We start from the raw sequence: 25,008 nt of genomic DNA, 5'->3' as shown, positions 1-25,008 counted from the left end.
GAGCCTGATATGAAGACGATGAAAAAGGTCCTGATTGGATTGGGGATTGTTTGTGGGGTAGCATTACTGCTAGTCGTGCAATTACAGCCTAAACGTGCGACGGCTCCACAATCGGCAGCCAGCAACACGCTAACCATTAAGCACTACCGCTTTTCAATCAAGGATAGTGGGGCCGACTATGAAACGGCGATTCCCTTAGCAAATGCCCGAGTTAATATTTATGGCATCAACCGGACGACCGGTAAGCGGGTGTTTTTAAAAACAACAACGACGAATGCTACTGGAGCGATTAATCACTTGAAATTAAAAGCTGATCGGCGATTTGATCAAGTCAAGTTGACATATTTCTTCGGCAACGGAACTCGTGGCTATGCCATTACCTTGAAGGATGCTCGCTATCAGGTGAGTCACACACTTACGATTCCTAAGAATCGGACACTCAACTCTCAGCGAATTGCGGTGTATCAGACGCCGGCTATCTCTGCGGCCATGTACTATCGGCTTGCTCGGCTAAACAAAACCTACGCGGACGTCTATCGGAATCAAGCAGCTGCCATTAGGGCGGCGTCACCCTATATTGATACGCATCGGGCGACCCTTAAGCCAATTGATTTGATTTATGACTCAACCTTGACCGATAGTCAAAGCTCCTTTCACAGTCGCGGCAAGCAGGACAACGATGGTGGGGTGATTCGACGGTCGGTCATCTGCATCAATACTAGCAATCAGACGCCGGAAACCATGAATTCGGCGGTCAGTCATGAGTGGGCGCATTGGAACATGTGGCGGGTCAATCATAGATTGGCGGCGGGGAGCTATGCCAGTCATTCTGCTTATAACACCGACCCGGGTGTTAGTTACAAGGAGGGCTGGGCAATCTTCCAGCGATACCGGTACATGTTTGGGTTAACCCGCGGCTTCCCGTACGACACTATTGTTCAAAAGAACCCCGCACTGTATGGCAAATCGACCAACAATACAGTCTGGGGCGCGCTGAATGATTTATTTGATATCAATTATGGCCAGTACGCAGCACTCGAGGATGATCCGTTTGATGTTTACCAGTTATTTGTGCATGGGGACGATAGCTTAGCCAACAAGGAACTGATCAACGAAGGGTTAATGTATGCCACGCTAGTGAACAGTCGGGCAACGAATTTCAAAGAATTCTATCAGTATTTGGCGGCCTATGCGGATAAATCCAAGGATAAGAGTATCAAGGGTAAATTGGTTCGGGCCATGGCTGTAAATGGCATTGATAAGAATGGGGACTTTATGGTGAAAGGGTAAGCTAACGAAAAAAAGAGACGGTAGCGGTGGACACTGAGTCCACAACTACCGTCTCTTTGAATATCACAAGCTAAAATTTCAAAATTTGTTGGCCATAAACCAGGTTCACGTGTAAGTCATCCGCAACCTGTTGGGCATCCGCGGCGGTGACGTCGGCCGGAACCAACGTTAGGCCATCAGCGTCGGCCAAACGCTTGCTGGCAACCCAGTCGGCTTGGCGGTCATCACTGGCTGTGCCAGCACTCAGGACGCGGTCGACACCCTGACTGGCTAACCAGTCTAGTGCCGTGCCCCGGTCTTGGGGCCGAATCTCGTCAAAGGCTTGGCCAAACGTTAGCGTCATCCCACCAGCGGCGGCAACCAACGTGCTGAGCACCTCAACGTCCAGCTGGTGTTGGTCGGTGAGGGCCCCAAAGATGGCGCCATCCACACCCAATTGTTGGGCTTCCAGCAGATCGGCTTCCATCATCTTAATTTCCACGCCGTTGTAAGGGGTGTTGCCACCACGAGGGGCGATGATCAGGTCTAAGGATACCTGGTGTTCGTGGGCGTAACGCACGGCCTCGGCCATGACCCCCTTGCTAACGGTGGTGCCACCCACGGCCAAGTTGTCGGCCAGTGCCACGTGTTTGGCACCGGCACGAATGGCAGCGGGGAGGTCAGTATAATTTTCTAGTAACGGTTCAACTAAGAGCAAAATCGTCATCCTTTCTCTGCTTGCTCTGCGCAAGCGGCTAACAGTATGGTACAATATATCCACTCTGGTTAAGCTTATGGGCCGTTCCCGGCGGCGGGTTCAAAACGCCCTACTATGGGGCCGGTTCCAGCCTGAGAGGCGGGCTTCCACCTCGACTTTGAGCCACAAAGCGGTCTCAAAGGTCGTCCCGTGGGCTAGGTCGGACAAAAACTCCGACCAAGACCACCGACACAGCTGGGCATTTTGCCCCGCCTCTGGTCACTGATACTGGCACCTTGCGGCTGTTTTTACCATCCTTAAGGTGTGTCCTGCCAGTTGATTGGGCGTTTCCGGCGGCGGGTTCAAAACGCCCTGCTGTGGGTCGGTTCCAGCCTGGAAAGCGGGCTTCTACCTCGACTTTGAGCCAAAAGGCGGTCTCAAAGGTCGTCCCATGCTCTAAGCTGAAAAAATCGCTCAGCTAAGACCATCGACACAGCTGTCTGGCTTGATTCGCCTCTGGTCACTCAGACTGGCCACTCATTTTCCCGTCCTCGGAGCTGTTTAACAGTTGACCGGGAACGGCCAGTAACCAACAGAAACGTTAGTCAGCTGACTGGTTGTTGCCCTTAATGGATTTAACCAGCAAGGGCTGACCTAATCGGCATAGCTAACCAATGAATTACAGCTTAATCTCAAAGCTCATTTAATCTTTCAAGGAGTGACGCATTTGAAATCGGAATCCAAACAACACCGGTCGTGGTTTTGGAGCTGGGTCGTGAACAATCGGCTAGTTTCCATTCTAACAATCGCGCTCCTTATTTTACTCATTTTATTGGTCCTAAGTAAAGTCCCATGGCTCGCGACGCCGTTTATTTTAGTGGGACAGATTCTGGGATTGCCCATCATTTTGGCCGGCATCGGGTATTACCTGATGAATCCGGTGGTAGATCTGCTGGAAAAGCGGGGCGTGCATCGGAGCTGGTCGATCATTGGTCTCTTCATTATCGTGGCGCTTCTGCTGGCCTGGGGCGTCGTTAGTCTGATTCCCATGGTCCAACGGCAGACTACGACACTGATCACCGAGTGGCCGCATTACTGGAATCAGCTCACGCGGACCAGTATGCAGTGGCTCCAGGATGACCGACTCGACGGGGTGCGCAAGCAGTTGGATCAGTTTAACCAACAACTGTCGGACAGTTCGTCGTCCGCCTTGTCTAGTCTGGCCAAGAACACGGTCAGCTCGGTCGGCGGTATCGTCAGTCGCGTGGTATCCATTGTGGTCGCCATCGTGACGGCACCGTTCATTTTATTCTATCTCTTGCGCGACGGTCACCAATTGCCCGACTATCTGGCCCGCCTGTTACCGGTGAGCCGGCGCAAGTCCGTGGTCACGTTACTGCGGGAAATGAATCGCCAAGTTAGTAATTACGTGCGGGGCCAGCTGGTCGTGGCGTTTATCGTGGCCGTGCTGTTCTACATCGGTTTCCTGATTGTGGGGCTAAAATTTGCGCTGCTATTGGGCATCGTCGCTGGGGTGTTGAACCTGATCCCTTACCTGGGGTCGTTTCTCGCTATGGTTCCTGCGGTAGTGGTCGCGGCGTTTGTGTCCCCGTGGATGTTGGTGAAGGTCCTGATCGTCTTTATCATTGAACAAACGTTGGAGGGCCGAATTATCTCGCCATTAGTCCTGGGGAGCTCCCTGAAAATTCATCCGTTAACGATTATTTTTATCTTACTGATTGCCGGCAAGGCCTTTGGCGTGATCGGGGTGGTCCTGGGAATCCCGGGGTACGCCGTCATCCGGGTCGTGGCAACCGAATTTTTCCATTGGTATCAGACATTTGTCGGCGGCTACGAGGATCCGCAGCCCGTCGTGACAGAAACAGGAGAGAAGCCACATGAAGAAGATTGATCAAGCGGCAACATTTTTAGCCGCACACACCCAGCTCTTTCGCTGCCCAGTGTGTTTAGCACCCTACGCGACCGTTGAAGGCCACAGTTTAATTTGCCCCAACGGCCACAACGTTGACCTGTCCAAGAAGGGGACGCTGTACTTTATGCAGCGCGCCGTGGCCAGCGAATATGACAATGACATGTTAGCCGCTCGCCGGCGCATGCTCCAAGCCGGCCTCTTTGCGGGCATCACGGACGCCTTTGCGGCCAAATTACCCGCCGGCCCCCAGACGATTCTGGATGTCGGTTGTGGTGAGGGCACGCCGCTCGATGACGTGTTGAAACACCGAAACGGCCAGGATGCTGCGGTCGGCTTTGATTTATCCAAGCCCGGCATCAACCTGGCCACACAACTGGACAACGACGCCTTCTTCTGCGTGGCCGACCTGGCCCAGATGCCGTTTGCGGATCACCAGTTTACGGCGATTTTGGACCTGTTCTCACCATCGGCCTACAACGAGTTCAATCGGGTATTGGCGCCTGGTGGCAAATTGCTGAAGGTGATTCCCAATCCGGATTACCTGATTGAGCTGCGCCAGGCCATCTTCCCGGCCGGCAGTGCGCACGCCAGCTACGACAACAGTAACGTGCTGGACCTGTTCCAGAAGCACTATCCCAGCGCCACCGTGGAACGAATTCGCTACCAGGTGCCCGTTCCCGCCGAACTCTTTGCCGATTTGATGCTGATGACGCCAATGCACTGGGGTGCCGATGAGGCCCGCTTGGCTGAGGTCAAGGCCAATCCGTTCCCAGCTATCACCGTTGACGTGACCCTATTAACCGCTGAGGGCGTGAAGTAAAACGTTTAAAAAACCGATAAAAAATGCTTGTGAACCTGACAGGACAGTGTTATATTAATCGATGAGAAATCGTTTGGCAGTTAACATCAGTGAAAGCTGTTGGTGGCTGACAAGTAGCACTTCACTAAAGTAGTCCCTCGCCGTGCCCACACCGAGGAGCTGCTTTTTTCTTGCCCTAAAATAGTCAGCGAATGCCCCGAAGACGGTTGCCTTCGGGGCATTTGTGTCGTGACATGGGTTTGGTAAGGTTAAGGCTAGTCGGTAGAGCGAGCTAATGGACGGCTGACGTCATTGATGCTGACGATTTCGTAGGCTGAGGACACCACCGGTCAAGCTGGTCAACAAGAGGGCGAGTCCGGCAACGAGGCTGCCAGCGGATTGGTGATCGCCAGTCTGTGGTAAGGTCGTGGCTGGATAGGTCGCTGCGGCGTGACCGGCTGCGGGGGTCATAGTTGGCGATTGACCTGTTGCGTGGTGATTGCTGGCCGTGTTGGTTGCGGGAGGGTTAGCGTTGCTACTGCCATGACCAGACGTGATGGTTGCGGTTTGACCACCGGTTTGCGTTCCCCCGGTTGGTTTGAGAATCGGCTTCCCAGGCTGGTTGAACGTTGGCTTCGTTGGCTTGCCGGGGACAGTTACACCAGGGTAGCCGGGGTCATCAGGCGTAACGGCTGGGCTTTCGGGTTCTGGCACGATTGGCTCAGGCTTAACGGGTGGGTAGGTGACGCCAGGCGTGGAAGGCCCGGGCTTTTCGCCACCAGGTTTTTCAGTCCCCGGTTCTTCAACACCGGGTGCTTCAGGCCCACCAGGTTCTTGGGTCCCGGGTTTTTCACCACCAGGTTCTTCGGTCCCCGGTTCTTCGACACCAGGTGCTTCAGGCTCACCGGGTTCTTCAATGCCAGGAACTTCAGGCCCGGGTTCCTCAGGGCCTGGTTCACCGGTTCCGGGTTCTTCGGGGTTGGTTGGTGGGACAACTTCTTCGGACTGACCAGCGCCATAGACTTCAACGGAAATATAACCACTCTTCAGGTAATCGTGCGTCGCAAAGAAATTAGTGAAGGTACAGACGCCGACGTGACTGCCGATGGTAACGTCCCATTTGCCAATGATGGCCTTGCCGTCGTAACTGCTCATGTCAAAGGAGCGGGTCCGAGTAATGTTGACGTTCTTGGGAATATAGAAATCCATGGTGTCACCAGCATTGACCTTTTCGGCTTGGCTGATGGACCAACTGTACTTAACGTTGTAGACCTTGTCTGCAGGTAAGACCGCGGTGTGTGACATGACTTTCCCACCGGGGACACTGACAATCTTAGCGTCAGGCTCGCTAGTCCCCTTAGCCGGAATGACCCGTGCGTACGCTTGAGTAGGTGAGTCAACTAAAAAGATGAGTGCTAGGCTGGAGGTAACCAGTAGCGCAAATTTTGTTCTTCGTCGCATGTTTTCTCCTCCTATCAGACTGAAATATTGCTCCTCTCCGATACCCATAAGTTAACACGTTTATACGCTGAACATTAGTATCTTGATTGGTTCGTTAAGTGACTCTTAGTTGTTAAATTGTTGATTTGACGGGGATCATGTAGAGCGGTGGAGAAGCGTAATCACGTTTTAGTTGACAAATATGTTTCTGCCATAAAACTATTAGACGCCTGGTGAGATGGGTGTGAGTGGCCCGTTTCTAAACGCCAACGACGTGCAAAACAGGTGAAACAGTTTGGCCGATAATAGGCCGGTTAAGTTGGCTGGCTGAAACTATCAAAAGATGGTGAATTAGTCTGACAAATGCCCCGAAGGCAAAGGTCTTCGGGGCATTTGTGTGGTGACATGGGTTTGGTAAGGTCAAGGCCAATCAGCAGAGCGAGCTAATGGTCGGCTGATTGACCTTGACCTTAGGGGGGAGTGGGGGTCATTACTGCTTACGATCCCGTAAGCTGAGGAAACCACCGGTCAAGCTAGCTAACAAGAGGGCGAGTCCAGCGACGATGATGCCCGCAGACTGGTGATCACCCGTCTGTGGTAAGGTCGAGGATGGCTGGGTCGCTGCGGCGTGACCGGTAGCGGGGGTCGTCGTGGTTGGCGATTGTCCCGTTGCGTGGTGATTGATGGCCGCGCTGGTTGCGGGGTGACTAGCGGTGCCACTGCCTTGGCCGCTAGGGGTGATGGCAGCGGTTTGCCCACCGGTTTGGGTCGACCCAGTTGGTTTAGACCCGGTTGGTTTGTGAACAGGCTTGCCGGGCTTGTTGAACGTCGGCTTCGTTGGTTTGCCAGGAACGGTCACGCTAGGATAGCCGGGATCTTCAGGCGTAACAACGGGCGTTTCGGGCTCTGGCACGATTGGTTCAGGCTTAACGGGTGGGTAGGTGACGCCAGGCGTGGAAGGCCCGGGCTTTTCGCCAGCAGGTTCCTCTGGTGCTGGATCTTCTGGGTTAGGTTCCTCAACGCCAGGCTCTTCGACACCAGGTGCTTCGGGTTCGCCAGGTTCTTCAGTCCCGGGTTCTTCAGTTCCGGGCTCTTCAGTTCCGGGCTCTTCAACCCCAGGTTCTTCAGTTCCAGGCTCTTCAGGGTAAGGTTCCTCGCCGGGCTCCTCAACACCGGGTTCCTCAACCCCAGGAACTTCGGGTTCAGGTTCTTCGGGATTAGGCTCCTCGGTCCCAGGCTCTTCTGGGGTGGTCACGGGTGGTGTCACTTCTTCGGGCTCGCCGGCACCACGGACTTCAAAGGAAATGTAACCTTCCTTACGGTACTTGTGCGTCGCAAAGAAATTGTTGAAGGTACAGACGCCGATGTGACTGCCGATGGTGACGGTCGTTTTACCAACGCTAGCCCTGCCGTCGTAACTGGCCATGTTAAAGGAACGGGTCCGGGTAACGTTGACGTTCTTGGGAATATAGAAATTCATGGTGTCACCGGCATTGACCTTGACGGTGTTGTCGATGGACCAAAAATATTTAACGTCATAGACGCCGTCCTCGGGTAAGACCGCGGTATGCGACATCTCTTCTTGACCAGGGTCAGTGAGGATAGTAGCCTCAGGTTCACTGGTTCCCTTAGACGGAACAACACGAGCATAGGCTTTGGTGGGTGATTCAAATAGAAAGATGAGTGCCAGGCTGGAGGTAACCAGTAGCGCAAATTTTGTTATTCTTCGCATGTTTTTTCCTCCTAACAGGCTGAAATATTGCCCCCTCCGACACCCATAAGTTAACACGTTTATACGCTAAACATTAGTATTTTGGTTTGTTCGTTAAGTGACCCTCGGTTGTGTAATTGTTGATTTGATAGGGATTACGTAGAACGTTAGGAAAGGACCGTTATGTTTTGGTTGACAAATATGTTTCTAGAGGAAAATTATTACACGTATGTTTGAATGATTGTAAGTTGCTTGTCTCTAACTGTAGCCGGCGTATGAAACGGGTGGAATAGATTGGCGGATAATATGCTGGTTTAAGGTAACGGTTGGTTAAAATCGTCTAGACATTGATGGTGGTACGGAGAGTAAGTCTGACAGGGAGCAAATCTGGTAACCGTAAAATTCAAGATCAATGTGAGTGACCAGAGGCGGATCAAGGTGACCAGCTGTGTCGATGGTCTTAGCTGAGTGATTTTCTCAGGTTAGACCATGGGACAAACTTTGAGACCGCACTTTGGCTCAAAGTTGAGGTGGAAGCCCCTCAGGCTGGAACCGGCCCCACAGCAGGGCACCTTGAATCCGCCGCCGGGAACGGAAAGTGATACATAATTCAACGTAGAGCCAAAAATTTGATAAGAAGAGAATGTTGACTGCTAATGAATGGCCTGAAAAATTAAGTCTAGCCGCAGGAAGCCAGGGATGTAGCCAGCTGTGTCGATGGCGTTAGCTGACGCTTTTGTCAGCTTACGGCATGGGACGACTTTGGAGACGTGGGGGCTTCACGGCTCCAAAGCGAGCTGGAAGACCGCTCCTCAGGCTGGAAGCGCTCCCCACAGCAGGTGGAATCCCTGGAAGCCGGAGGCGAATGTCAGCGCACAATTTTTCTGGTCAAATTCATGAGTTGTCTGGCGTTCAGCCCTTGTCAAAGACCCTGGGGAATGGCTATAATAATGGGACAGAACGAATGTTTGACAACAGAACGGAGAAGAGAATTTATGAGTAATCACATCGCGTTATTTGAACCCCTGTTTCCCGCCAACACGGGGAATATCGCCCGGACCTGTGCCGGGACCGACACCGTCTTAGATTTGATCAAGCCCCTCGGTTTTTCCGTTGACGATGCCCACTTAAAACGGGCTGGCTTGGACTACTGGGACAAGGTCGACGTCCGCTACCATGAGAATCTGCCAGCGTTTTTAGAGACGATTCCAGACCCCACCCAACTGTATTTGGTTTCCAAATTTGCGGACCAAGACTACACGGAACCCGACTACAGCGTTAACGAGAATGATCACTACTTCTTATTTGGCAAGGAAACGACGGGCCTGCCCGAACCCTTCATGCGCAAGCACGCTGAAAAGTGCATCCGGATTCCGCAAGATGACACCCATATTCGCGCCCTGAACCTGTCCAACAGTGCGGCTATCGTCATCTACGAAGTCCTGCGCCAACAGGCTTTTCCTAATCTGGAACGCGTTCACACGTATCCGCACGACAAATTAAAGTAAGCGAAAGGAGGCAGTCGGTTGGCTACCAAACGAAAAACGACCCGGCGTCGCCCAACTACTAAACGCAAGCCGGCTCGCCGCAAATCAACCAAGCAACAACCGTTTCCCTATACCGCAAACGTTATTGGCCTGGTCCTGATTGCTTTAGCGGGGCTGGGTCTCTTTAACCTCGGGCTCCTCGGCACGCTGGCCGCCAATCTGGTGCGGCTGGTGGTGGGGGACACCTACGAATTCGGCCTGGTTCTGGTGGCTGCGGTGGGGGTCGCGTTGACCATCACCGGCACGCTGCCCCGGATTGCCCGTCACTATTTAATCGGTGGCGGGTTGATCTATGGCGGCTGGCTGCTCTGGATGAGCGCCAACTACTTTATTGCCGCTGACATTCACAGTCAGTTTTTACCCACGATTTGGCACGCCGGTTTGGCGGACCTGGTCACGGGTGGTCTGACGGCGCAACTGGGCGGTGGCCTGGTCGGGACGTTACTCCTGAGTGTGATTGCCTGGTTGATTGCGTTGGTCGGGTCGCAGATTGCGGCTTGGCTGATCATGCTGGGCGGGGTCATCGTCTTCTTCCAGATTCCCCTGGCCAGCATCGAACACTGGCTCCAGACGGTGTGGTCCACGCTGCGGCACGGCCTACAAGCCAGCGGCACGGCCCTGAAAAATGGGGGCGAACGCGTCAAGGAGCGGCAGACCAAACGTAGTGAGCAAAAGCCGACGGTTACCGTCACAACACCTATGGATCCGGACAAGAAGGATTTGCCCGAACCGAAGCCACAGCCAACGCCTAAGTCACAACCGGAACCCAGCTATCACATCACGGTGGCTGCGGATGCAACCAGCAAGAAGCCTGACAAATCGACAACCGACGCGCCGGAAGATACGGCCGTGGCCGATGCCTTAGCTAGCAGCACGCCGGTCGACCCGAACTATCAGTTGCCGACGGCGGACCTGTTGAAGCAAGTGCCACCCACTGATCAGACCGAAGAAGTTAATGCCATTGATGCCAACACGAAAATTTTAAAGCAAACGCTCGACAGTTTTGGCGTCGATGCCGAGGTGAAAAACGTCAGCCTGGGGCCGTCCGTGACCGAGTATGAATTACACCCGGCCATCGGGGTCAAGGTTTCACGCATTGTGAACCTGGCCGACGACCTGGCCTTAGCGCTGGCCGCCAAGGGAATTCGGATTCAAGCGCCGATTCCTGGGAAGTCCTTGATTGGGATTGAAGTGCCGAATAAGGAAGTGTCCACCGTGGCCTTCCGCGACGTGGTCGAGGCCCAGCCGCCGCACCCCAACAAGCCGTTGGAGGTGCCACTAGGTCGGAACGTGACCGGGGAAGTCGTAACCATGGACCTCACCAAGATGCCGCACCTGCTGATTGCGGGGGCGACTGGGAGTGGGAAGTCCGTGGCCATCAACGGCATTATTACGAGCATGTTGATGAATGCCCGGCCCGACCAGCTGAAATTGATGCTAATCGACCCGAAGAAAGTGGAACTCAGTGTATACAATGGGATTCCCCATTTGTTAACGCCCGTGGTTTCCGAACCGAAAAAGGCGGCGCGAGCCCTACACAAGGTCGTGGCCGAAATGGAACGCCGCTACGAACTGTTCTCACAGTTTGGGCAACGGAAAATTTCTGGTTACAACGCCTTCGTCCAAAAGGCCAACGCCGAGGACGACCAAGCACGGCCAATGTTGCCGTACATCGTGGTCGTCGTCGATGAATTGGCCGACTTGATGATGACGGTCTCCAGCGAAGTTGAAGACGCCATCATCCGGTTAGCCCAAATGGGACGGGCCGCCGGGGTCCACATGATTCTGGCCACGCAACGGCCATCCGTGGATGTCATTACCGGCCTGATCAAGGCCAACGTGCCGTCGCGGATTGCCTTTGCCGTGTCCAGTGGGATTGATTCCCGGACGATTTTGGACACGAACGGGGCCGAAAAGTTGTTGGGCCGTGGGGATATGCTGTATCAACCCGTCGACGCCAACTCGCCGGTCCGGGTCCAGGGGGCCTTTATCCCGGATGAAGACGTATCTAGCGTGGTTGAATTCATCAAGCAACAACAGTCCGCGGACTACGATGAAGACATGATGGTCAGCGACGAGGAGATTAAGCAGGAAGAGGCCGGCGACAGCGACGATGAGCTGTTCGATGAAGCATTGAGTTTCGTGGTCGACCAACAAAAGGCCAGCACCTCACTGCTACAACGGCGCTTCCGAATTGGCTACAACCGAGCCGCCCGCATCATGGATGACTTGGAGCAGCGTGGTTACATTGGGCCACAGGAGGGGAGCAAGCCCCGCCAGGTCTACAAGCAACCGGACATTCCGGACCAACCCAACGACCAATAGGTTTTCGCCTTTGGTTTCGCCTTGCCGGGCGGTCAAAAATAGGCCGGAACGCGGTGGGCAGGACCGGCCAGAGCCAAAAGGCGGTCTCTGGCCTCGCTTTGAACCGCCAAGAGCGCGTTTCAAAGACGCCATTTAGGACCTGACCTGTGTCAGGCCAGGGCCTAAATCCCACGGCTGAGCCTATTTTTGACCGCCCTATCGGCTGACACTGGTTTAAACCAGTTGGCCAGTGTTGGTCGGGTGGTTGTCGCAGCTATTTAGTAAGTTGAATGTTGCTCCCTACGGTGATTTACCAGGATTCCTGGTTGATTGGGTAGGGAGCTTTTTGCTGTTAGGATATGGTTAGCTGTTATCAGGTCGGTGATGGAAAATCAAAAGGAGGCACCCGCACACCAGAGTGGTTGTGTGGGCGCCTCCTTTTTGATTTGTGAACAAAGGAATAAGTTAAGTTTCTGACCCAACTTAGGCCGAAAGAATCCCGGCGTCAAGGGATACACAGAATGATTAAAAAATTAATTAATATTCGTTGCGGGTGCCGATGTTTAGATTTAAAAGAGGTCATCAAGCGCAGAAAAAAAGCCGCCAACATTCGACAGAATGTGACGACGACCCATGCTAGCCCATTAATCCTAATGAAGAAATGGCACCAAAGACCAGAGATCCAATGGTTGCGATGATCATGATCCAAACGAAAACGTTCGTGATTTTTTGAAATGTTGATTTTTTCTTTTTTTCCATGCGGAAGTAGCCACCTCTTTGCGTCTAGATTACTCAATTAGTTTACCGTGGCAACGTCAGAATTGCAACCGCCACGCAAAAGTTGTCGCGAAAACGTAAAGCTGGGCCGTTGCGACGGGGAAGACGACCGGTTTTCACGACAACTTGTCGCGGATGACAGTCCATTTTTTTGCGGAGTGGGGGTTGCGCGACCAAGCCACTCGTTTGTGAACGGCGGGCGGGTGTTCGGCAAACAAAGTTTAAGAAGCGTTAACGTTCTGCCCAGTGATTGCAACGTTCGCTAGAAATCTTTATAATTAAACGGAAGTATTCAAGCACGACACGACCGGCTTCATGTTGGCACGTTCCCGGGATGGTGAAAATGAACCGGCAAGTGATTGCCGTTCCCGGCGGCAGATTCAAGATACTTCTGGTCGCTCAGACTTGCGAATCATTTTTTATGGTGGGTGTTCCACCTTTCAGAATGATACTAGTGAAATGAGTTGGAACGTGATCGTGAGCCATTGCCGGAAGGGTACCAGAAAATATTGCAACGTACATAATGAAACTGTCGTGGACACGGGTTGCGATGGTTTAAACGAGTGTCAGCCGGAGGGCCGGTGAAAATAGGCTTAGCAAGGTGGGAGACCGCTCTTTGGCTCCCACCGTCCGCCCACAGCGTTCCGGCCAATTTTCACCGACCTGGAGGCGCGGGCTAAGACGAGTTAAAACAAGCAAACAAAAAATAAGGGGGAAGTCGCATGACGTTTTGGACCTCGCCGGCGGGAACGCTGGGCATCCTAGTCATCGGCTGGCTGTTGATTCGGGGCGTTAAGCGCCTGCTGAAGAAACACTGGCCAGCACAATTGAACACGTGGGACCTGATGGCGCCGATCTTTATCGGCACGTCACTCCTTTTGATTCCAGCGGGAGCGGGGCAGATTTTGCCGTGGCTGATCATCGGCTGGATGGCCATTGGTATCGTTGTGACGCTTTTACAAGCGATTCACAACAAAGAGTTACTTTACTCGACCTTTTTCCGAACATTCTGGCGGCTGACGGACCTGTATTGGGTCGTTGGATTTGCCGCTTGTTTTTTAGTGGTTATTGGCTAAATTAATGCATAAATATTAATTTTTTTGGTTATCGACTCATTTTTAGTAAGCGTTGTAAAACGCGCTAGGCCACGGTGAACACTTGTTCGCCGTGGCCTTTTTAAGATTTGTGGGGAAATTTATAAAAATTCGGAAACGTTGTGGTAGAAAGTGGGGGGGTGTGGTAAACTTGGTGATAGTTACAAATGGGAGTGATTGGCTATGTTTATGGGGGAGTTTGAACATTCTATCGACACCAAAGGCCGGCTGATCATTCCCGCCAAGTTTCGGGAACAATTGGGCGACCAATTTGTTGTCACCCGCGGCATGGATGGCTGTTTATTCGGTTATCCCATGCCGGAGTGGGGAGCCCTGCAAGAGAAATTGAAAGCCTTGCCAGTTAATCGCAAGGATGCCCGGGCCTTTGTCCGGTTCTTCTACTCTGCAGCAACGGAATGCGAGCTCGATAAGCAGGGCCGCATCAACCTCCCCAAATCCCTCCGCGACCACGCAGCGTTAACTAAACAGTGTGTGATTGTCGGGGTAGCGAATCGCTTTGAAATTTGGAGCGCCGACCGGTGGCAAGACTTTTCCACCACGGCAGAAGAAGACTTCGACGATATTGCTGAAAATCTCATTGATTTTGGCATGTAACGTTTAAGAAAGGAGAGTGTTTATGGAAGACTTTCATCACGTAACGGTATTACTTAAAGAAGCGGTGGCTGGGTTAGCCATTAAGCCAACTGGCATCTACGTTGACTGCACTCTCGGTGGCGGCGGCCATAGCCAGCGCATCCTTGAGCAGTTGACGACCGGTCATCTGTACGCGTTTGACCAAGATCAAACGGCGATTACCTACAACGAAGAACACTTAAAAAAATACCTCGATGAGGGTAAATTAACCTTCATCAAGAGCAATTTCCGGGACATCCAAGCCCAACTCAATCAGCGGGGAATCACCGCGGTTGACGGCATCTTGTATGACCTGGGGGTTTCCTCTCCTCAATTTGACGAGGCGGACCGTGGTTTTAGTTATCAACACGACGCACCGTTAGATATGCGAATGGATCAGAGCCAGAAACTCACGGCCTGGATTGTGGTCAACGAATGGGAATTTAATGATCTCATGCGGATCTTCCACCGGTACGGCGAAGAAAAATTTGCCAAACCGATTGCCAGAGCCATTGAACGGCACCGGGCAACCGCCCCAATCGATACGACTGGCCAGCTGGTTGAAATCATCAAGGAAGGGATTCCTGCCGCGGCACGTCGTCACGGCGGTCATCCTGCCAAGAAGGTGTTCCAAGCCATCCGTATCGCCGTTAACGACGAACTGGGGGCCCTGGAAGACTCCTTGGAACAAGCTGTTTCACTCCTGGATCTGAACGGCCGGATCAGCGTCATTACCTTCCAATCCCTGGAAGACCGGCTAGTCAAGACCATGTTCCGGGAAAACTCCTCGTTGCCTGATTTACCACAGGGCTTACCCGTGATTCCGGACAACCTGCAACCTGATTTCAAACTAGTCAATCGCAAACCTATTTTGCCGTCTGAAGAAGAACTAGCGGCGAACCACCGCGCACATAGCGCAAAGCTCAGAATTTTAGAAAAAATTAAGTAGTCTTACCAAATCTATTAATTCGACATAGGAAGATGATTATTTATGGCGCAGAACAATTTAGCTGAAGCGGTTCCCCTTTCGCCGGAACCCCAACAACGCCCAAACATAGAACAGCCGCAACGTCAGGCCCAGCCCCGGGTCGCCCCTCAAGGCAATCCGAGCAGCCAAAAGTTGCCGATTTCTAAATTCGAAAAATGCTTGTTAACCGCCTGCGGCTTGGTTTTAGCCGTCATGATGGTTTGTGTTGTGTCATCCAAAATTACCATGACCAACGCGCAACATAACCTGCAAAGCATCAATAACCGCATCACGACCGTGCAGAACCACAACACGAATGCGCAACAACAGATCAATGAGTTGCAGAGTCGTAGTCGGCTTGATAAAATTGCTAAGAAACAAGGCTTGATTTTAGAAAATGCCAGAATAAGGAATGTAAACAAATAATGAAAGATTCCCACGAGCGTCAAACGACAAATCAGCAACCCGGCAGAAACCGCAAGCATTTTGGGCAGTTTCTGTTTTACGCTATCTGCGTGTTGTTTATTTTTGTTGTTTGCCGCTTTTCGTATATCGCGATCGGTAAGAACGTCCAGAACGTCAATCTGAGTTCCCAGGCGCAAAAGCTCTACACCGCCAATGAAACGCTGAAAGCCAAGCGGGGCACGATTTATGATGCCAACGGTCAGGCTATTGCCGAGGATACCAGCGTCTACTCACTCTACGTGGTGCTGGACAAGCGGCAAAGGGGCGTGGACGGGCAGAAACTTTATGCCACGAATAAGCCCAAAATTGCGCGCGTTTTGGCAAAGTACTTACCCATCAGCGAGAAGAAGGCCCTAAAGGCGTTGAACCCCAGCAATCGCAACACGTTCCAAGTTGAATTTGGCACGGCGGGGCAAAACATTTCGTTGACCACTAAGCAGAAGATTCAACAGGCCCATCTTAACGGGGTCAATTTTATTCAACAGGAAGCCCGGCTGTATCCCAATGGGATTTTCGCTTCCCATCTAGTGGGATTGGCCGAGTCGAAGACCAACAAGGCGGGGGAGACCACGCTGACAGGAACCATGGGCCTCGAGCAGGCGTTTAACAAGGAACTGACCGGGACCAATGGTTCGCAAAAGATCAAGAAGGATATGTACGGCTACCAATTACCGGGAACCAAGCAGAAATCCAAGAAGGCCAAGAACGGCGACAACGTCTACACTACGCTCGATACCCGGCTCCAGACGCTGTTGGAAACGGAAATGAGCAGCGTCCAAGACCAAGTCAAGGCCAACTCGATGAACGCGGTCCTGATGAATGCTAAGACCGGTGCGATTCTCGCCGCCACCCAGCGACCGACCTTCAACGCCTCTACCAAGGCGGGACTCAGCCAAATTTGGCGGGATACGCTGGTTCAGGATGCCTATGAACCCGGCTCAACCATGAAGATCTTCACCATGGCGGCCTCCATTGACAGCGGTAATTACAACGGGAACGCGACTTATCAATCCGGGAAATATGCCATTGGTAATCAAATTGTGCCTGACTGGAATACGTCCGGCTGGGGAACCATTACCTATGACAAAGGATTCGCCCTGTCTAGTAACGTGGCTATGGCGCACCTGGAACAACAGATGGGCGCCAAGACCTGGAAGAAGTACATTGACCGCTTCCGGTTCCTGAAGAGCACCCATTCCGGCTTGCCGGGTGAATTGTCCGGGAGCATTGCCTTCCAGCGGCCGATTGAACAGGCCGACACGTCCTTTGGTCAAGGGATTCAGGTTACGTTCTTCCAGATGCTACAGGGACTGACGGCCGTCAGCAACAACGGGAAGATGATGAAGCCTTACGTCATCAGTAAGGTCACCGACCCGAACACCAACAAGACCGTCGCCAAGTACTCGCCGAAGACCGTGGGTAACCCCATTTCAGCCAAAACGGCTAAAGCGGTTCGGAAACACATGGAAGATGTCGTCTATAAGAGTTATGGTATTGGGGGCGACTATAAAATGAGTGGCGAGCGGGTCGCCGTCAAGACCGGTACCGCGCAGGTCAGCAATGGGAGCGGGTACTTGTCGGGTGACGACAGCTACCTGTACTCCGTCGCCGCCATGGTGCCCGCTAGCAATCCCAAGTACGTGATGTACATCACCATGAAACAACCGCACTTGGGTGGCAAGACCGCTAGCCAGTTATTGGCGTCGATCATGAAGCCAGTCATGGCCCGGGCCCTTCAAGAGGATGCCCAAACGACCAAATCAGCCAGCAACAAGATGCCCGCCGTGACAGGGAAGTCGACCACCAGTGCCTCAAGCGCACTGACTAAGGCCGGCGCCACGGTGACCGTTTTGGGAACTGGGAGCAAAGTGTTGAGCCAATCCGTTAAGACGGGGACCACACTCTATAATGGTCAACGGGTCTTCCTGAAGACCGGTGGCGTAGTTGCGCTGCCAAGTTTAACCGGCTGGTCCAAGGGTGATGTGGTAAAATTAGCACAGATAGAAGGATTGAAACTGACCGTGTCCGGTGACGGGTACGTCACGAAACAAAGCGTCAAGGCTGGCACTAGTGTCGGCTCCGGCGCGGGGCTCACGGTCACGTTGAAACAAAACAAATAAAAGAGAATGAGGATTGAGTCGAACAATGATGAATGTGATTTTACCCCTGTTGGGTGGATTTGTAATAACGGCGGCGTTTATGCCGTCATTGATCCGGTACTTCCGGGCGCGGCACGAAGGCCAAATGATTCGTGAAGAGGGCCCCACGTGGCACGAAAAGAAATCAGGGACCCCAACCATGGGTGGCCTGTTATTCATTGTTGCGATTGCGGTAATGACGCTCGCGACGAGCTGGATCGTCGGCCCACACCATGTGCTGTCTACCACCTGGATCTTACTGTTCATCCTGGTTTTATACGGCGCCTTAGGGGCGTGGGATGACAGCATCAAGCTGTTCCATCGGCAAAATGAAGGTTTAAAGGCCTGGCAAAAACTGCTGGGACAAATCGTTGGGGCGTTGATTTTATTCTGGGTCTACACCCAAGAACAACTCCCAATGGCCCTGCACGTTCCGGGGATGGGCAACTGGCACATGAGTGGCTGGTACGCCGTCTTCGTGATTATTTGGTTAGTTGGCTTCAGTAACGCGGTGAACCTGTCCGATGGCCTCGATGGCCTGGTGAGTGGGTTAGCTAGCATTGCTTTTGCGGCTTACGGAATCGTTGCCTGGGACCAGCACCAACTCAACATCGTTATTTTCTGTTTTGCCGTAGTCGGCAGTCTTCTCGGTTTTCTCATCTTTAATCACAAGCCAGCCAAGATTTTCATGGGTGACACCGGGTCATTGGCCTTAGGTGGCGCCTTAGCGGCCGTGTCAATTCTGTTGCATCATGAATTGTCCCTGCTGTGGATCGGCCTGATTTTTGTGATTGAGACGGCGAGTGTTATTTTGCAAGTTGCCTCATTTAAGCTAACGGGTAAGCGAATTTTCCTGATGAGTCCGATTCACCATCACTTCGAAATGAAGGGGTGGAGTGAATGGAAGATTGATTTGACTTTCTGGGGAATTGGGTTGATTACCGCGGTTACTGGCTTGTGGGTCATCTTACCAAAGTAGAGCTGCGACTGTGGTGGGGGCTAACCCGCACGCCGCAGGTTAGCCCTTTTTTAGGTTCTCTGGCTGGGCGGGCGGTGTTAGGTTGCCGCTGCGCTGGCCAGGTGCTCTCACCCTATGGGGACCGGGCCAAGCCGAAAGGCGGTCTTGGCCCTCGCTTTGAGCCATTGGAAAGCACAATGGCTCAAAGTCGTTCCAGTTTGTAAGGCCGGCAGAAATCGCCGACCAACAGCCTCGACACAGGGTTTCGCACCTGTCCAGCTCCGCGGAAATGGCGGTGGCCAGAGAATCTAAAAATGGGCTGGCTGCTTGTTTGGTGTGGTGGGTGGCTGGTTAGACTGGTTTAGCCCGTAGAACCTAGACAGGATGGTTTTGCCAACAGGATTGGTTCGCTGCGCCGTATCATTTGCTGGTTAATCCATTTATAGCGGGTAACCAGTCTGGCGTTCATTAGAGAGTTACTGGCATTGATTGGGCTAAACGACTAGTTTGGTCAACGCGCAATCAAGAGCCGGAGGAGGACAGGACGGAGACGGCTGTGTCGAGGGTGTTAGTCGGCGTTTCTTGCCGGCTTACAGCCTGGGACAACCTTTGAGACGTGGCACTTTCACGGCTTAAAGTTGAGGTGGGAGCCCGCTTCTCAGGCGGGAACCGGCCCCACAGCAGGCGTAGTCCTGGCAGCCGCAGGCGGCAAATTCACCGCAATCCGGTCCGAAACAAATCCGGTCCGAAACGAATCTGGTTTAACACAATTAAACAAAATTAAAAACATAAGCATAAGAATGGAGAGCGAACGGTTATTATGAAACAAATCACGACGTATCAAAATAAAAAAGTGTTGGTCCTGGGACTAGCCAAGAGTGGGGTCAATGCAGCGCGCCTATTGAAGCGGCTGGGTGCGCAGGTCACCGTCAGTGATGTCAAACCGTTGGCTGAGAATCAGGATGCCCAGGATCTCCAAGCGGATGGGTTTACCGTGATTACCGGTGAACAAACCGCTGACCTGTTGGATCCGGGTTACGATTACATTGTCAAGAACCCCGGAATCTTCTACGACGTTCCCGTTGTGCAACGGGCGTTGGCTGAAAAGATTCCTGTGATTGGTGAAATGGAATTGGTTGGCGAGGTTGCTGACGCCGAGTTGGTGGCCGTGACCGGGAGCAACGGGAAGACCACGACGACCACGATGATCCAAAAGATGTTGGACCGCGACCGGCAAACGGGCAAGGCCGTTTACGCCGGGAACATTGGGATTCCTGCCAGCAAGGTCGTCCAGGAAGTCACGCCGGACGACACCTTGGTGCTGGAAGTCTCCAGTTTCATGTTAGCCGAAACGACTGAATTTCATCCCCACATCGCCGTGCTGACCAACATCTTCTCCAACCATTTGGACTACCACAAGACGCGGGCCAACTATGTGGCTGCCAAGATGAAAATCACCGCGAACCAAACGGACAAGGATTACTTCGTCGTGAACTTTGACAACGCAGAGTGGCGTGACCTGAGCCGCAACACCAAGGCGCAAGTCGTCCCATTCTCCCGGACCAACCAGTCCGAGGATGGGGCCTACGAAAAGGATGGCGTGCTGTACTTTAAGGAAGAAGCCATCATGCCTGCCAGCGAAATCAAGGTTCCTGGCGACCACAACGTAGAAAACGCGCTGGCTGCCATCGCCGTGGCCAAAATCAAGGGTGTCAGCACCAGTGCCATCGTGGCCGTACTGCGGACCTTTGGTGGCGTGCGTCACCGGACTCAGTACGTGTTAGAGGCCGAGGGTCGGCAATACTACAACGACTCCAAGGCGACCGACATGGAAGCCACTGAGATGGCCTTAAAGGGCTTCACCGCCCCCGTTGTCTTACTGGCAGGGGGTCTGGACCGGGGCTACACCTTTGAAAAGATGCTGCCAGCCTTCAAGGCCCACGTCAAAGCCATCGTCTTGTTTGGCCAGACGGCTGATTTGTTAGCTGAAACGGCTAAGCAAGCGGGAATTTCTGCCATTAAAATGACCGAAAACGTTGAAACCGCGGTTCCCGTGGCGTACGATTTAAGTGAACCCGGCGACATCATCCTCTTGTCGCCCGCCAATGCCAGTTGGGATCAATACCCGAACTTCGAGGTCAGAGGTGACCGGTTTATCAAGGCCGTTGAGCAGTTAACTGGCAAACAGGAGGAAAAATAATGCGATTAATGGTATCGGGTGGCGGTACCGGGGGCCACATTTACCCGGCGCTGGCGCTTATCAAGGCGTTAAAGAAACGCGAACCAGATTCAGAGGTCATGTACGTGGGCTCTGAACGGGGCCTGGAAAGCACGATTGTGCCAGCCAAAGGCATTCCGTTTCAGGCAACGCGCATCCAAGGCTTCAAGCGTTCCCTGTCCCTAGAAAATTTCAAAACGATCTACTTATTCTTAAAAAGTGTGCACGCCGCTAAGAAGATGATTCGGCAATTCAAGCCGGACGTGGTGGTCGGCACGGGGGGCTACGTCTCCGGTGCCGTGGTTTACGCCGCCGCACGGTTGCACGTCCCCACGATGATCCACGAACAAAACAGTGTCGTTGGGATCACCAACCGATTCTTGAGCCGCTACGTGGACCGCATCGCCTACGTGTTTGACGCGGCCCTCGACCAGTTACCCGCTAGCAAAATGGTGAAGACCGGGAATCCCCGGGCCCAGGAAGCTGCGGAGGTGGTCAGCCACTTCAGCTGGTCCGAGTACAAGTTGCAAGACGACGTGCCCACGCTGCTGATTTTCGGGGGCTCCCAAGGGGCGCTCAAGATCAACGCCGCCACGGTCGCTGCGATTCCAACGTTTAACCAGCGCAAGTACCAGGTGGTCTTCGTGACCGGGCAAAAGCGTTACGACGGCGTCATGGAACAGCTAAAAAACGTTGACGTGGCCGCTAACGTGGTCGTCAAGCCGTACATCAGTAACATGCCAGAGGTCCTGCCCAAGGTCGCCGCAATCGTCGGCCGGGCCGGCGCAACCAGCCTGGCAGAAATCACGGCTGACGGCATTCCGTCAATCCTGATTCCCAGTCCCTACGTCACGGCAAACCACCAAACCAAGAACGCGCAATCCCTGGCGTCCGTGGGGGCGGCGGAAATCATCACCGAAGAGAATCTAACCGGCGAGACCTTAATCAAAAAGGCCGACCAGTTAATGACCGACGATGGCCTACGCCAAGACATGGCCGCGGCGTCCAAGCAATTAGGCGTCCCAGACGCCGCCGACCGGGTCTTAGACGTTGTGGAAACCCTGAAGCAGGGCTAAACAACGCGGACTTAGGAAATAGTCGGTTGGGTATCGTTCCCGCCGGTGGGATCAAACAGGCCCGCTATGGGGAACGGCGCCAGCCAAAGGGCGGTGTGCCGCCTCGACTTGAAGCCTGAAAAACAGCAGTCTTCAAGGTCGTCCCGTGTTCTAAGCTGAGAAAAGTGCTCAGCTTAGAACGTCGACACAGCGGGCCAACTTGGCCACCTCTGGTCACCTCTGGTCACTAAGACGGACGATAATTTTTCTGGTAACAGCGTGTTAGCCTGAAACAATTCTCCAGGATGTCTGCACCAGTGTTCGACAATCGTCAGTCGGATGACTGAAAAAGAAGAAGAACGACTAACGACACAACAGGTTAGTCCAGTGCGACATGGACGAACGCAACTGCGGGTTAAACTTGTGTTAGCCGCAGGGATGGTGAAAATGAGCTCAGCCGTGGGAGTTGCCTTAGCGGTTTACCGCTTAGGCAACTGATATCTTTGAAACGCGTTCCTTAGCGGTTCAAAGTAAGCCTGGAGACCGCTCCTTGGCTCCAGGCGTTCGCCCACAGCGTCACGGCTCAGTTTTCACCATCCCGGAGGCGATGACAAAAACAAGATTATAAGTAATTTTAGTGAGTGGATGGGAGGTGGACGGTCGTGAAGTTTCGGCTGAACCGCAACGAGTCAAAACAACAGCGGGCCATGACGCCATGGGAAGAGTACCAAGCCCAGGCGGCGGCCAAGCGCAAGCAAGCCAAGACCCCCAAGTGGGTGCACAAGGCCAAGCGCATCGGGGACAAGTTGCCCCGACTCAAGCATCAACGTAACCGAAAACTGATTCGGCGGCTGAGCATCCTACTGACGAGCTTTACCGTGGTGATCCTGGCGATGGTGTACCTGCTGTCGCCCCTGAGCCACTTTCAAACGGTGCGGGTCACCGGGGCGTCAGCGCTCTCGGCCAAACAGGTTCAGCAAGCGACCCGGGTACGTCCGGGCGATTCAATCTTTCAGGTTGTCGGGCACGAACACCGCCTGCAACAAAAAGCAGTGGCGCGTAATTCACGACTTAAGGCCGTTGACATTACCTTCCGTCAGCCCAACCGGGTCACGGTTCACGTCACTGAGTTTGCTACGGCGGGCTACGTCATGAAGCAAAATCGTTACTATGAGGTCTTGGAAAATGGTATTGTGAGTCAACAATCGGTTGATCAACCCAAGAGTGGCACGCCGGTCTACGGCCATTTCAAAAAAGCCAAATCACTTCACCAAATGATCTTGCAGTACGCCAAGCTCGATAGTGAAATCAAACGCAGCATCAGTGAGATTCAAGCATCACCGACCAAGGATAACCCCGACCGGGTTCATTTATTCATGAACGACGGCAACGAGGTGTATGCTAGCATCCCTAGTTTCGCCAAGAAAATGGCCTATTATCCAGGCATTGCGGCCAAGCTGAAACAAAAGGGTGTGGTCAATTTGGAAGTCGGGGCGTACTCGTACCCGTTCAAAAAATAATTTCATTTTGATTGCATTGTATAAAAAGCGTCAATAAGGCTTTTTCAACCCCTAGTAAATGTGGTAAACTGAAAAATAATTAGGAGAAAAAGCGAATTCATGCAGTGTTGATCGATAATTAACTTAGGAGGTTCCTTTTTCTATGGATAATTCAGGGATGTACGTTGGTCTCGATATAGGAACCACCTCAATAAAAGTCATTGTTGCTGAGAATGTTAAAGGGCAAATGAACGTTATTGGTGTGGGAAATGAACGTTCGAATGGGGTCAGCCGCGGTGTCATCGTGGATATTGACAAAGCAGCTGAAGCCATTCAGCGCGCCGTTCGACAAGCCGAAGAGAAGGCCAGCATCGAGATTCATGATGTGATTGTGGGGATTCCCGCAAACTTATTAAAAATTGAACCATGTAGTGGCATGATCGCCATTGACGACCAGTCACGTGAAATCACGGGTCGTGACGTCCGGAGTGTCTCCGCCGCTGCGCTGATCCAGAGCCTACCGCCAGAACGAGAAGTCGTCGACATTTTAGCCGATGAATTCGTGGTTGACGGGTTTGATGGCATCAAGGATCCCCGTGGGATGGTCGGGGTCCGCCTCGAACTTCATGGGACCATCTTTACCGGCCCTAAGACCATTATGCATAATACCCGTAAGGCCGTTGAACAAGCCGGCTTGAACCTGCGGGGAACGGTCATCAATCCGATGGCCCAAGGCATGATGGTCATGAACGACGGTGAACAAGACTTTGGGACCATCTTGATCGATTTGGGGGGTGGCCAAGCCACTGCTGCGGTCATTCATGATCACCAATTGAAGTACATCGACGTGGACCAAGAGGGTGGCCAATTCATCACCAAGGATATTTCCGTGGTCCTGAACACCTCCCTGGATAGTGCGGAGAAGTTGAAGCGCGACTATGGTTACGCTGATTCGACGCAGGCCAGCGACGAAGACGAATTTCCCGTTGACGTGGTCGGCCAAAGCCAACCCACGCCAATTTCAGAAAAATACTTAGCGGAGATCATTGAGGCCCGGTTGGACCAGATCTTCAAGCGCCTCCGCGGTAATTTGGATAAGGTGCAAGCCCTTGAATTACCCGGTGGTATCGTGTTAACCGGTGGGGTTGCGGCCTTGCCAGGCATTACGGATTTGGCCACGGACGAATTTAACACTAACGTTCGGGTTTACGTGCCAGATCAAATGGGACTGCGTCATCCTTCCTTTACGTTGGCGCTGGCTCTTGTGAAATACTTTGGGGGGCTGAGTGAGATTGATCTGCTCATCAAGAGTGCTTTGACGGGCTCCACCCAACTAGCCGATGAAACCGACGAGATTCGTCAACGTGAACAGGATGCTGAGAACCAACAACAGCAGTCTGCTGCGCCACAATCAACTCAGGGTAAGCAAGCGAAACCGAAAAAGAAGAAAAATCGCTCTGAAGGCATTCGAAAGTTCTTCAGCGACTTCTTCGACTAACGCGAG

At 52.9% G+C, this 25,008-nt stretch carries 18 protein-coding genes and 1 pseudogene; 15 read left to right on the top strand and 4 right to left on the bottom strand.

The window, feature by feature from the left end:
* Window positions 1-9: 9 nt before the first annotated feature.
* Window positions 10-1,290: a hypothetical protein gene (locus tag EKM84_RS01980; RefSeq protein WP_125763118.1), complete on the top strand. Its 1,281-nt coding sequence runs from the start codon at window positions 10-12 to the stop codon at window positions 1,288-1,290.
* A 70-nt stretch (window positions 1,291-1,360) separates the two neighbouring features.
* On the opposite strand, the gene EKM84_RS01975 is transcribed toward EKM84_RS01980, so the two are convergent.
* A complete protein-coding gene (locus EKM84_RS01975; RefSeq protein ID WP_225418110.1) occupies window positions 1,361-1,996 on the bottom strand; it encodes a copper homeostasis protein CutC in 636 nt (211 codons plus the stop codon).
* A gap of 697 nt (window positions 1,997-2,693) precedes the next feature.
* Between EKM84_RS01975 and EKM84_RS01970 the strand changes: the two genes are divergently transcribed.
* A complete protein-coding gene (locus EKM84_RS01970; RefSeq protein ID WP_125763114.1) occupies window positions 2,694-3,878 on the top strand; it encodes an AI-2E family transporter in 1,185 nt (394 codons plus the stop codon).
* On the top strand, window positions 3,865-4,719 hold the full coding sequence (locus tag EKM84_RS01965) for a methyltransferase domain-containing protein (protein WP_125763112.1): 855 nt from the start codon (window positions 3,865-3,867) through the stop codon (window positions 4,717-4,719). Before EKM84_RS01970 ends, EKM84_RS01965 begins: the two co-directional genes overlap by 14 nt.
* 288 nt (window positions 4,720-5,007) lie before the next feature.
* On the opposite strand, the gene EKM84_RS01960 is transcribed toward EKM84_RS01965, so the two are convergent.
* Window positions 5,008-6,159, bottom strand: coding sequence for an Ig-like domain-containing protein (locus tag EKM84_RS01960; RefSeq protein WP_125763110.1), 1,152 nt, complete (start codon window positions 6,157-6,159; stop codon window positions 5,008-5,010).
* A 469-nt stretch (window positions 6,160-6,628) separates the two neighbouring features.
* Window positions 6,629-7,870 (bottom strand): Ig-like domain-containing protein, encoded by a 1,242-nt coding sequence (locus tag EKM84_RS01955; protein ID WP_125763108.1) that lies wholly within the window; start codon window positions 7,868-7,870, stop codon window positions 6,629-6,631.
* Window positions 7,871-8,844: 974 nt separating this feature from the next.
* On the opposite strand from EKM84_RS01955, the gene EKM84_RS01950 reads away from it, so the two are divergent.
* Both EKM84_RS01950 and EKM84_RS01945 read left to right on the top strand, forming a co-directional pair.
* Window positions 8,845-9,357 (top strand): tRNA (cytidine(34)-2'-O)-methyltransferase, encoded by a 513-nt coding sequence (locus tag EKM84_RS01950; protein WP_125763106.1) that lies wholly within the window; start codon window positions 8,845-8,847, stop codon window positions 9,355-9,357.
* 18 nt (window positions 9,358-9,375) lie between these two features.
* Window positions 9,376-11,721 carry a DNA translocase FtsK gene (locus tag EKM84_RS01945; protein ID WP_125763104.1) on the top strand — a complete coding sequence of 782 codons (2,346 nt, stop codon included), beginning with the start codon at window positions 9,376-9,378 and terminating at the stop codon, window positions 11,719-11,721.
* Between the two features lie 615 nt (window positions 11,722-12,336).
* Here EKM84_RS01945 and EKM84_RS01940 read toward each other — a convergent pair.
* Window positions 12,337-12,459 carry a DUF4044 domain-containing protein gene (locus EKM84_RS01940; protein WP_125577081.1) on the bottom strand — a complete coding sequence of 41 codons (123 nt, stop codon included), beginning with the start codon at window positions 12,457-12,459 and terminating at the stop codon, window positions 12,337-12,339.
* Window positions 12,460-13,199: 740 nt separating this feature from the next.
* Between EKM84_RS01940 and EKM84_RS01935 the strand changes: the two genes are divergently transcribed.
* The 10 genes and pseudogenes from EKM84_RS01935 to ftsA all read left to right on the top strand — a co-directional run bounded on the left by EKM84_RS01935 (window position 13,200) and on the right by ftsA (window position 25,002).
* Window positions 13,200-13,553, top strand: coding sequence for a DUF3397 family protein (locus tag EKM84_RS01935; RefSeq protein WP_125763102.1), 354 nt, complete (start codon window positions 13,200-13,202; stop codon window positions 13,551-13,553).
* A gap of 201 nt (window positions 13,554-13,754) precedes the next feature.
* On the top strand, window positions 13,755-14,186 hold the full coding sequence (mraZ, locus tag EKM84_RS01930) for a division/cell wall cluster transcriptional repressor MraZ (protein ID WP_125763100.1): 432 nt from the start codon (window positions 13,755-13,757) through the stop codon (window positions 14,184-14,186).
* A 22-nt stretch (window positions 14,187-14,208) separates the two neighbouring features.
* Window positions 14,209-15,153: a 16S rRNA (cytosine(1402)-N(4))-methyltransferase RsmH gene (rsmH, locus tag EKM84_RS01925; protein WP_125763098.1), complete on the top strand. Its 945-nt coding sequence runs from the start codon at window positions 14,209-14,211 to the stop codon at window positions 15,151-15,153.
* A gap of 42 nt (window positions 15,154-15,195) precedes the next feature.
* Window positions 15,196-15,597 (top strand): cell division protein FtsL, encoded by a 402-nt coding sequence (gene ftsL, locus EKM84_RS01920; RefSeq protein WP_125763096.1) that lies wholly within the window; start codon window positions 15,196-15,198, stop codon window positions 15,595-15,597.
* A complete protein-coding gene (locus tag EKM84_RS01915) occupies window positions 15,597-17,756 on the top strand; it encodes a penicillin-binding transpeptidase domain-containing protein (protein ID WP_125763094.1) in 2,160 nt (719 codons plus the stop codon). Before ftsL ends, EKM84_RS01915 begins: the two co-directional genes overlap by 1 nt.
* A gap of 25 nt (window positions 17,757-17,781) precedes the next feature.
* On the top strand, window positions 17,782-18,753 hold the full coding sequence (gene mraY / locus EKM84_RS01910; RefSeq protein ID WP_164511270.1) for a phospho-N-acetylmuramoyl-pentapeptide-transferase: 972 nt from the start codon (window positions 17,782-17,784) through the stop codon (window positions 18,751-18,753).
* A 784-nt stretch (window positions 18,754-19,537) separates the two neighbouring features.
* Window positions 19,538-20,932: pseudogene (gene murD / locus EKM84_RS01905) on the top strand (UDP-N-acetylmuramoyl-L-alanine--D-glutamate ligase); the annotation flags it as partial.
* Window positions 20,932-22,026 carry an undecaprenyldiphospho-muramoylpentapeptide beta-N-acetylglucosaminyltransferase gene (gene murG / locus EKM84_RS01900; protein ID WP_125763090.1) on the top strand — a complete coding sequence of 365 codons (1,095 nt, stop codon included), beginning with the start codon at window positions 20,932-20,934 and terminating at the stop codon, window positions 22,024-22,026. The pseudogene murD and the gene murG, both read left to right, overlap by 1 nt.
* A 641-nt stretch (window positions 22,027-22,667) precedes the next feature.
* The gene (locus EKM84_RS01895; protein WP_125763088.1) at window positions 22,668-23,525 is read left to right on the top strand and encodes a cell division protein FtsQ/DivIB; all 858 of its coding nucleotides are present in this window, start codon (window positions 22,668-22,670) and stop codon (window positions 23,523-23,525) included.
* Between the two features lie 142 nt (window positions 23,526-23,667).
* Entirely contained in the window at window positions 23,668-25,002 is a 1,335-nt protein-coding gene (ftsA, locus tag EKM84_RS01890; RefSeq protein WP_125763086.1) for a cell division protein FtsA, read from the top strand.
* The last annotated feature ends 6 nt before the right edge of the window (window positions 25,003-25,008 follow it).

The sequence above is a fragment of the Levilactobacillus mulengensis genome, assembly GCF_003946045.1.
Classification (GTDB): Bacteria; Bacillota; Bacilli; order Lactobacillales; family Lactobacillaceae; genus Levilactobacillus; species Levilactobacillus mulengensis.
The sequence above is the reverse complement of the archived record's forward strand: the minus strand, read 5'-3'. Positions and strand labels throughout refer to the sequence as shown.

Bases quoted from the DNA above. Each gene is read 5' to 3' on its own strand.
- EKM84_RS01980 (WP_125763118.1), top strand. From the start codon at position 10: ATGAAGACGATGAAAAAGGTCCTGATTGGATTGGGGATTGTTTGTGGG.
- EKM84_RS01975 (WP_225418110.1), bottom strand. From the start codon at position 1,996: ATGACGATTTTGCTCTTAGTTGAACCGTTACTAGAAAATTATACTGAC.
- EKM84_RS01965 (WP_125763112.1), top strand. From the start codon at position 3,865: ATGAAGAAGATTGATCAAGCGGCAACATTTTTAGCCGCACACACCCAG.
- EKM84_RS01960 (WP_125763110.1), bottom strand. From the start codon at position 6,159: ATGCGACGAAGAACAAAATTTGCGCTACTGGTTACCTCCAGCCTAGCA.
- EKM84_RS01955 (WP_125763108.1), bottom strand. From the start codon at position 7,870: ATGCGAAGAATAACAAAATTTGCGCTACTGGTTACCTCCAGCCTGGCA.
- EKM84_RS01950 (WP_125763106.1), top strand. From the start codon at position 8,845: ATGAGTAATCACATCGCGTTATTTGAACCCCTGTTTCCCGCCAACACG.
- EKM84_RS01940 (WP_125577081.1), bottom strand. From the start codon at position 12,459: ATGGAAAAAAAGAAAAAATCAACATTTCAAAAAATCACGAACGTTTTC.
- EKM84_RS01935 (WP_125763102.1), top strand. From the start codon at position 13,200: ATGACGTTTTGGACCTCGCCGGCGGGAACGCTGGGCATCCTAGTCATC.
- mraZ (WP_125763100.1), top strand. From the start codon at position 13,755: ATGTTTATGGGGGAGTTTGAACATTCTATCGACACCAAAGGCCGGCTG.
- rsmH (WP_125763098.1), top strand. From the start codon at position 14,209: ATGGAAGACTTTCATCACGTAACGGTATTACTTAAAGAAGCGGTGGCT.
- ftsL (WP_125763096.1), top strand. From the start codon at position 15,196: ATGGCGCAGAACAATTTAGCTGAAGCGGTTCCCCTTTCGCCGGAACCC.
- EKM84_RS01915 (WP_125763094.1), top strand. From the start codon at position 15,597: ATGAAAGATTCCCACGAGCGTCAAACGACAAATCAGCAACCCGGCAGA.
- mraY (WP_164511270.1), top strand. From the start codon at position 17,782: ATGATGAATGTGATTTTACCCCTGTTGGGTGGATTTGTAATAACGGCG.
- murG (WP_125763090.1), top strand. From the start codon at position 20,932: ATGCGATTAATGGTATCGGGTGGCGGTACCGGGGGCCACATTTACCCG.
- ftsA (WP_125763086.1), top strand. From the start codon at position 23,668: ATGGATAATTCAGGGATGTACGTTGGTCTCGATATAGGAACCACCTCA.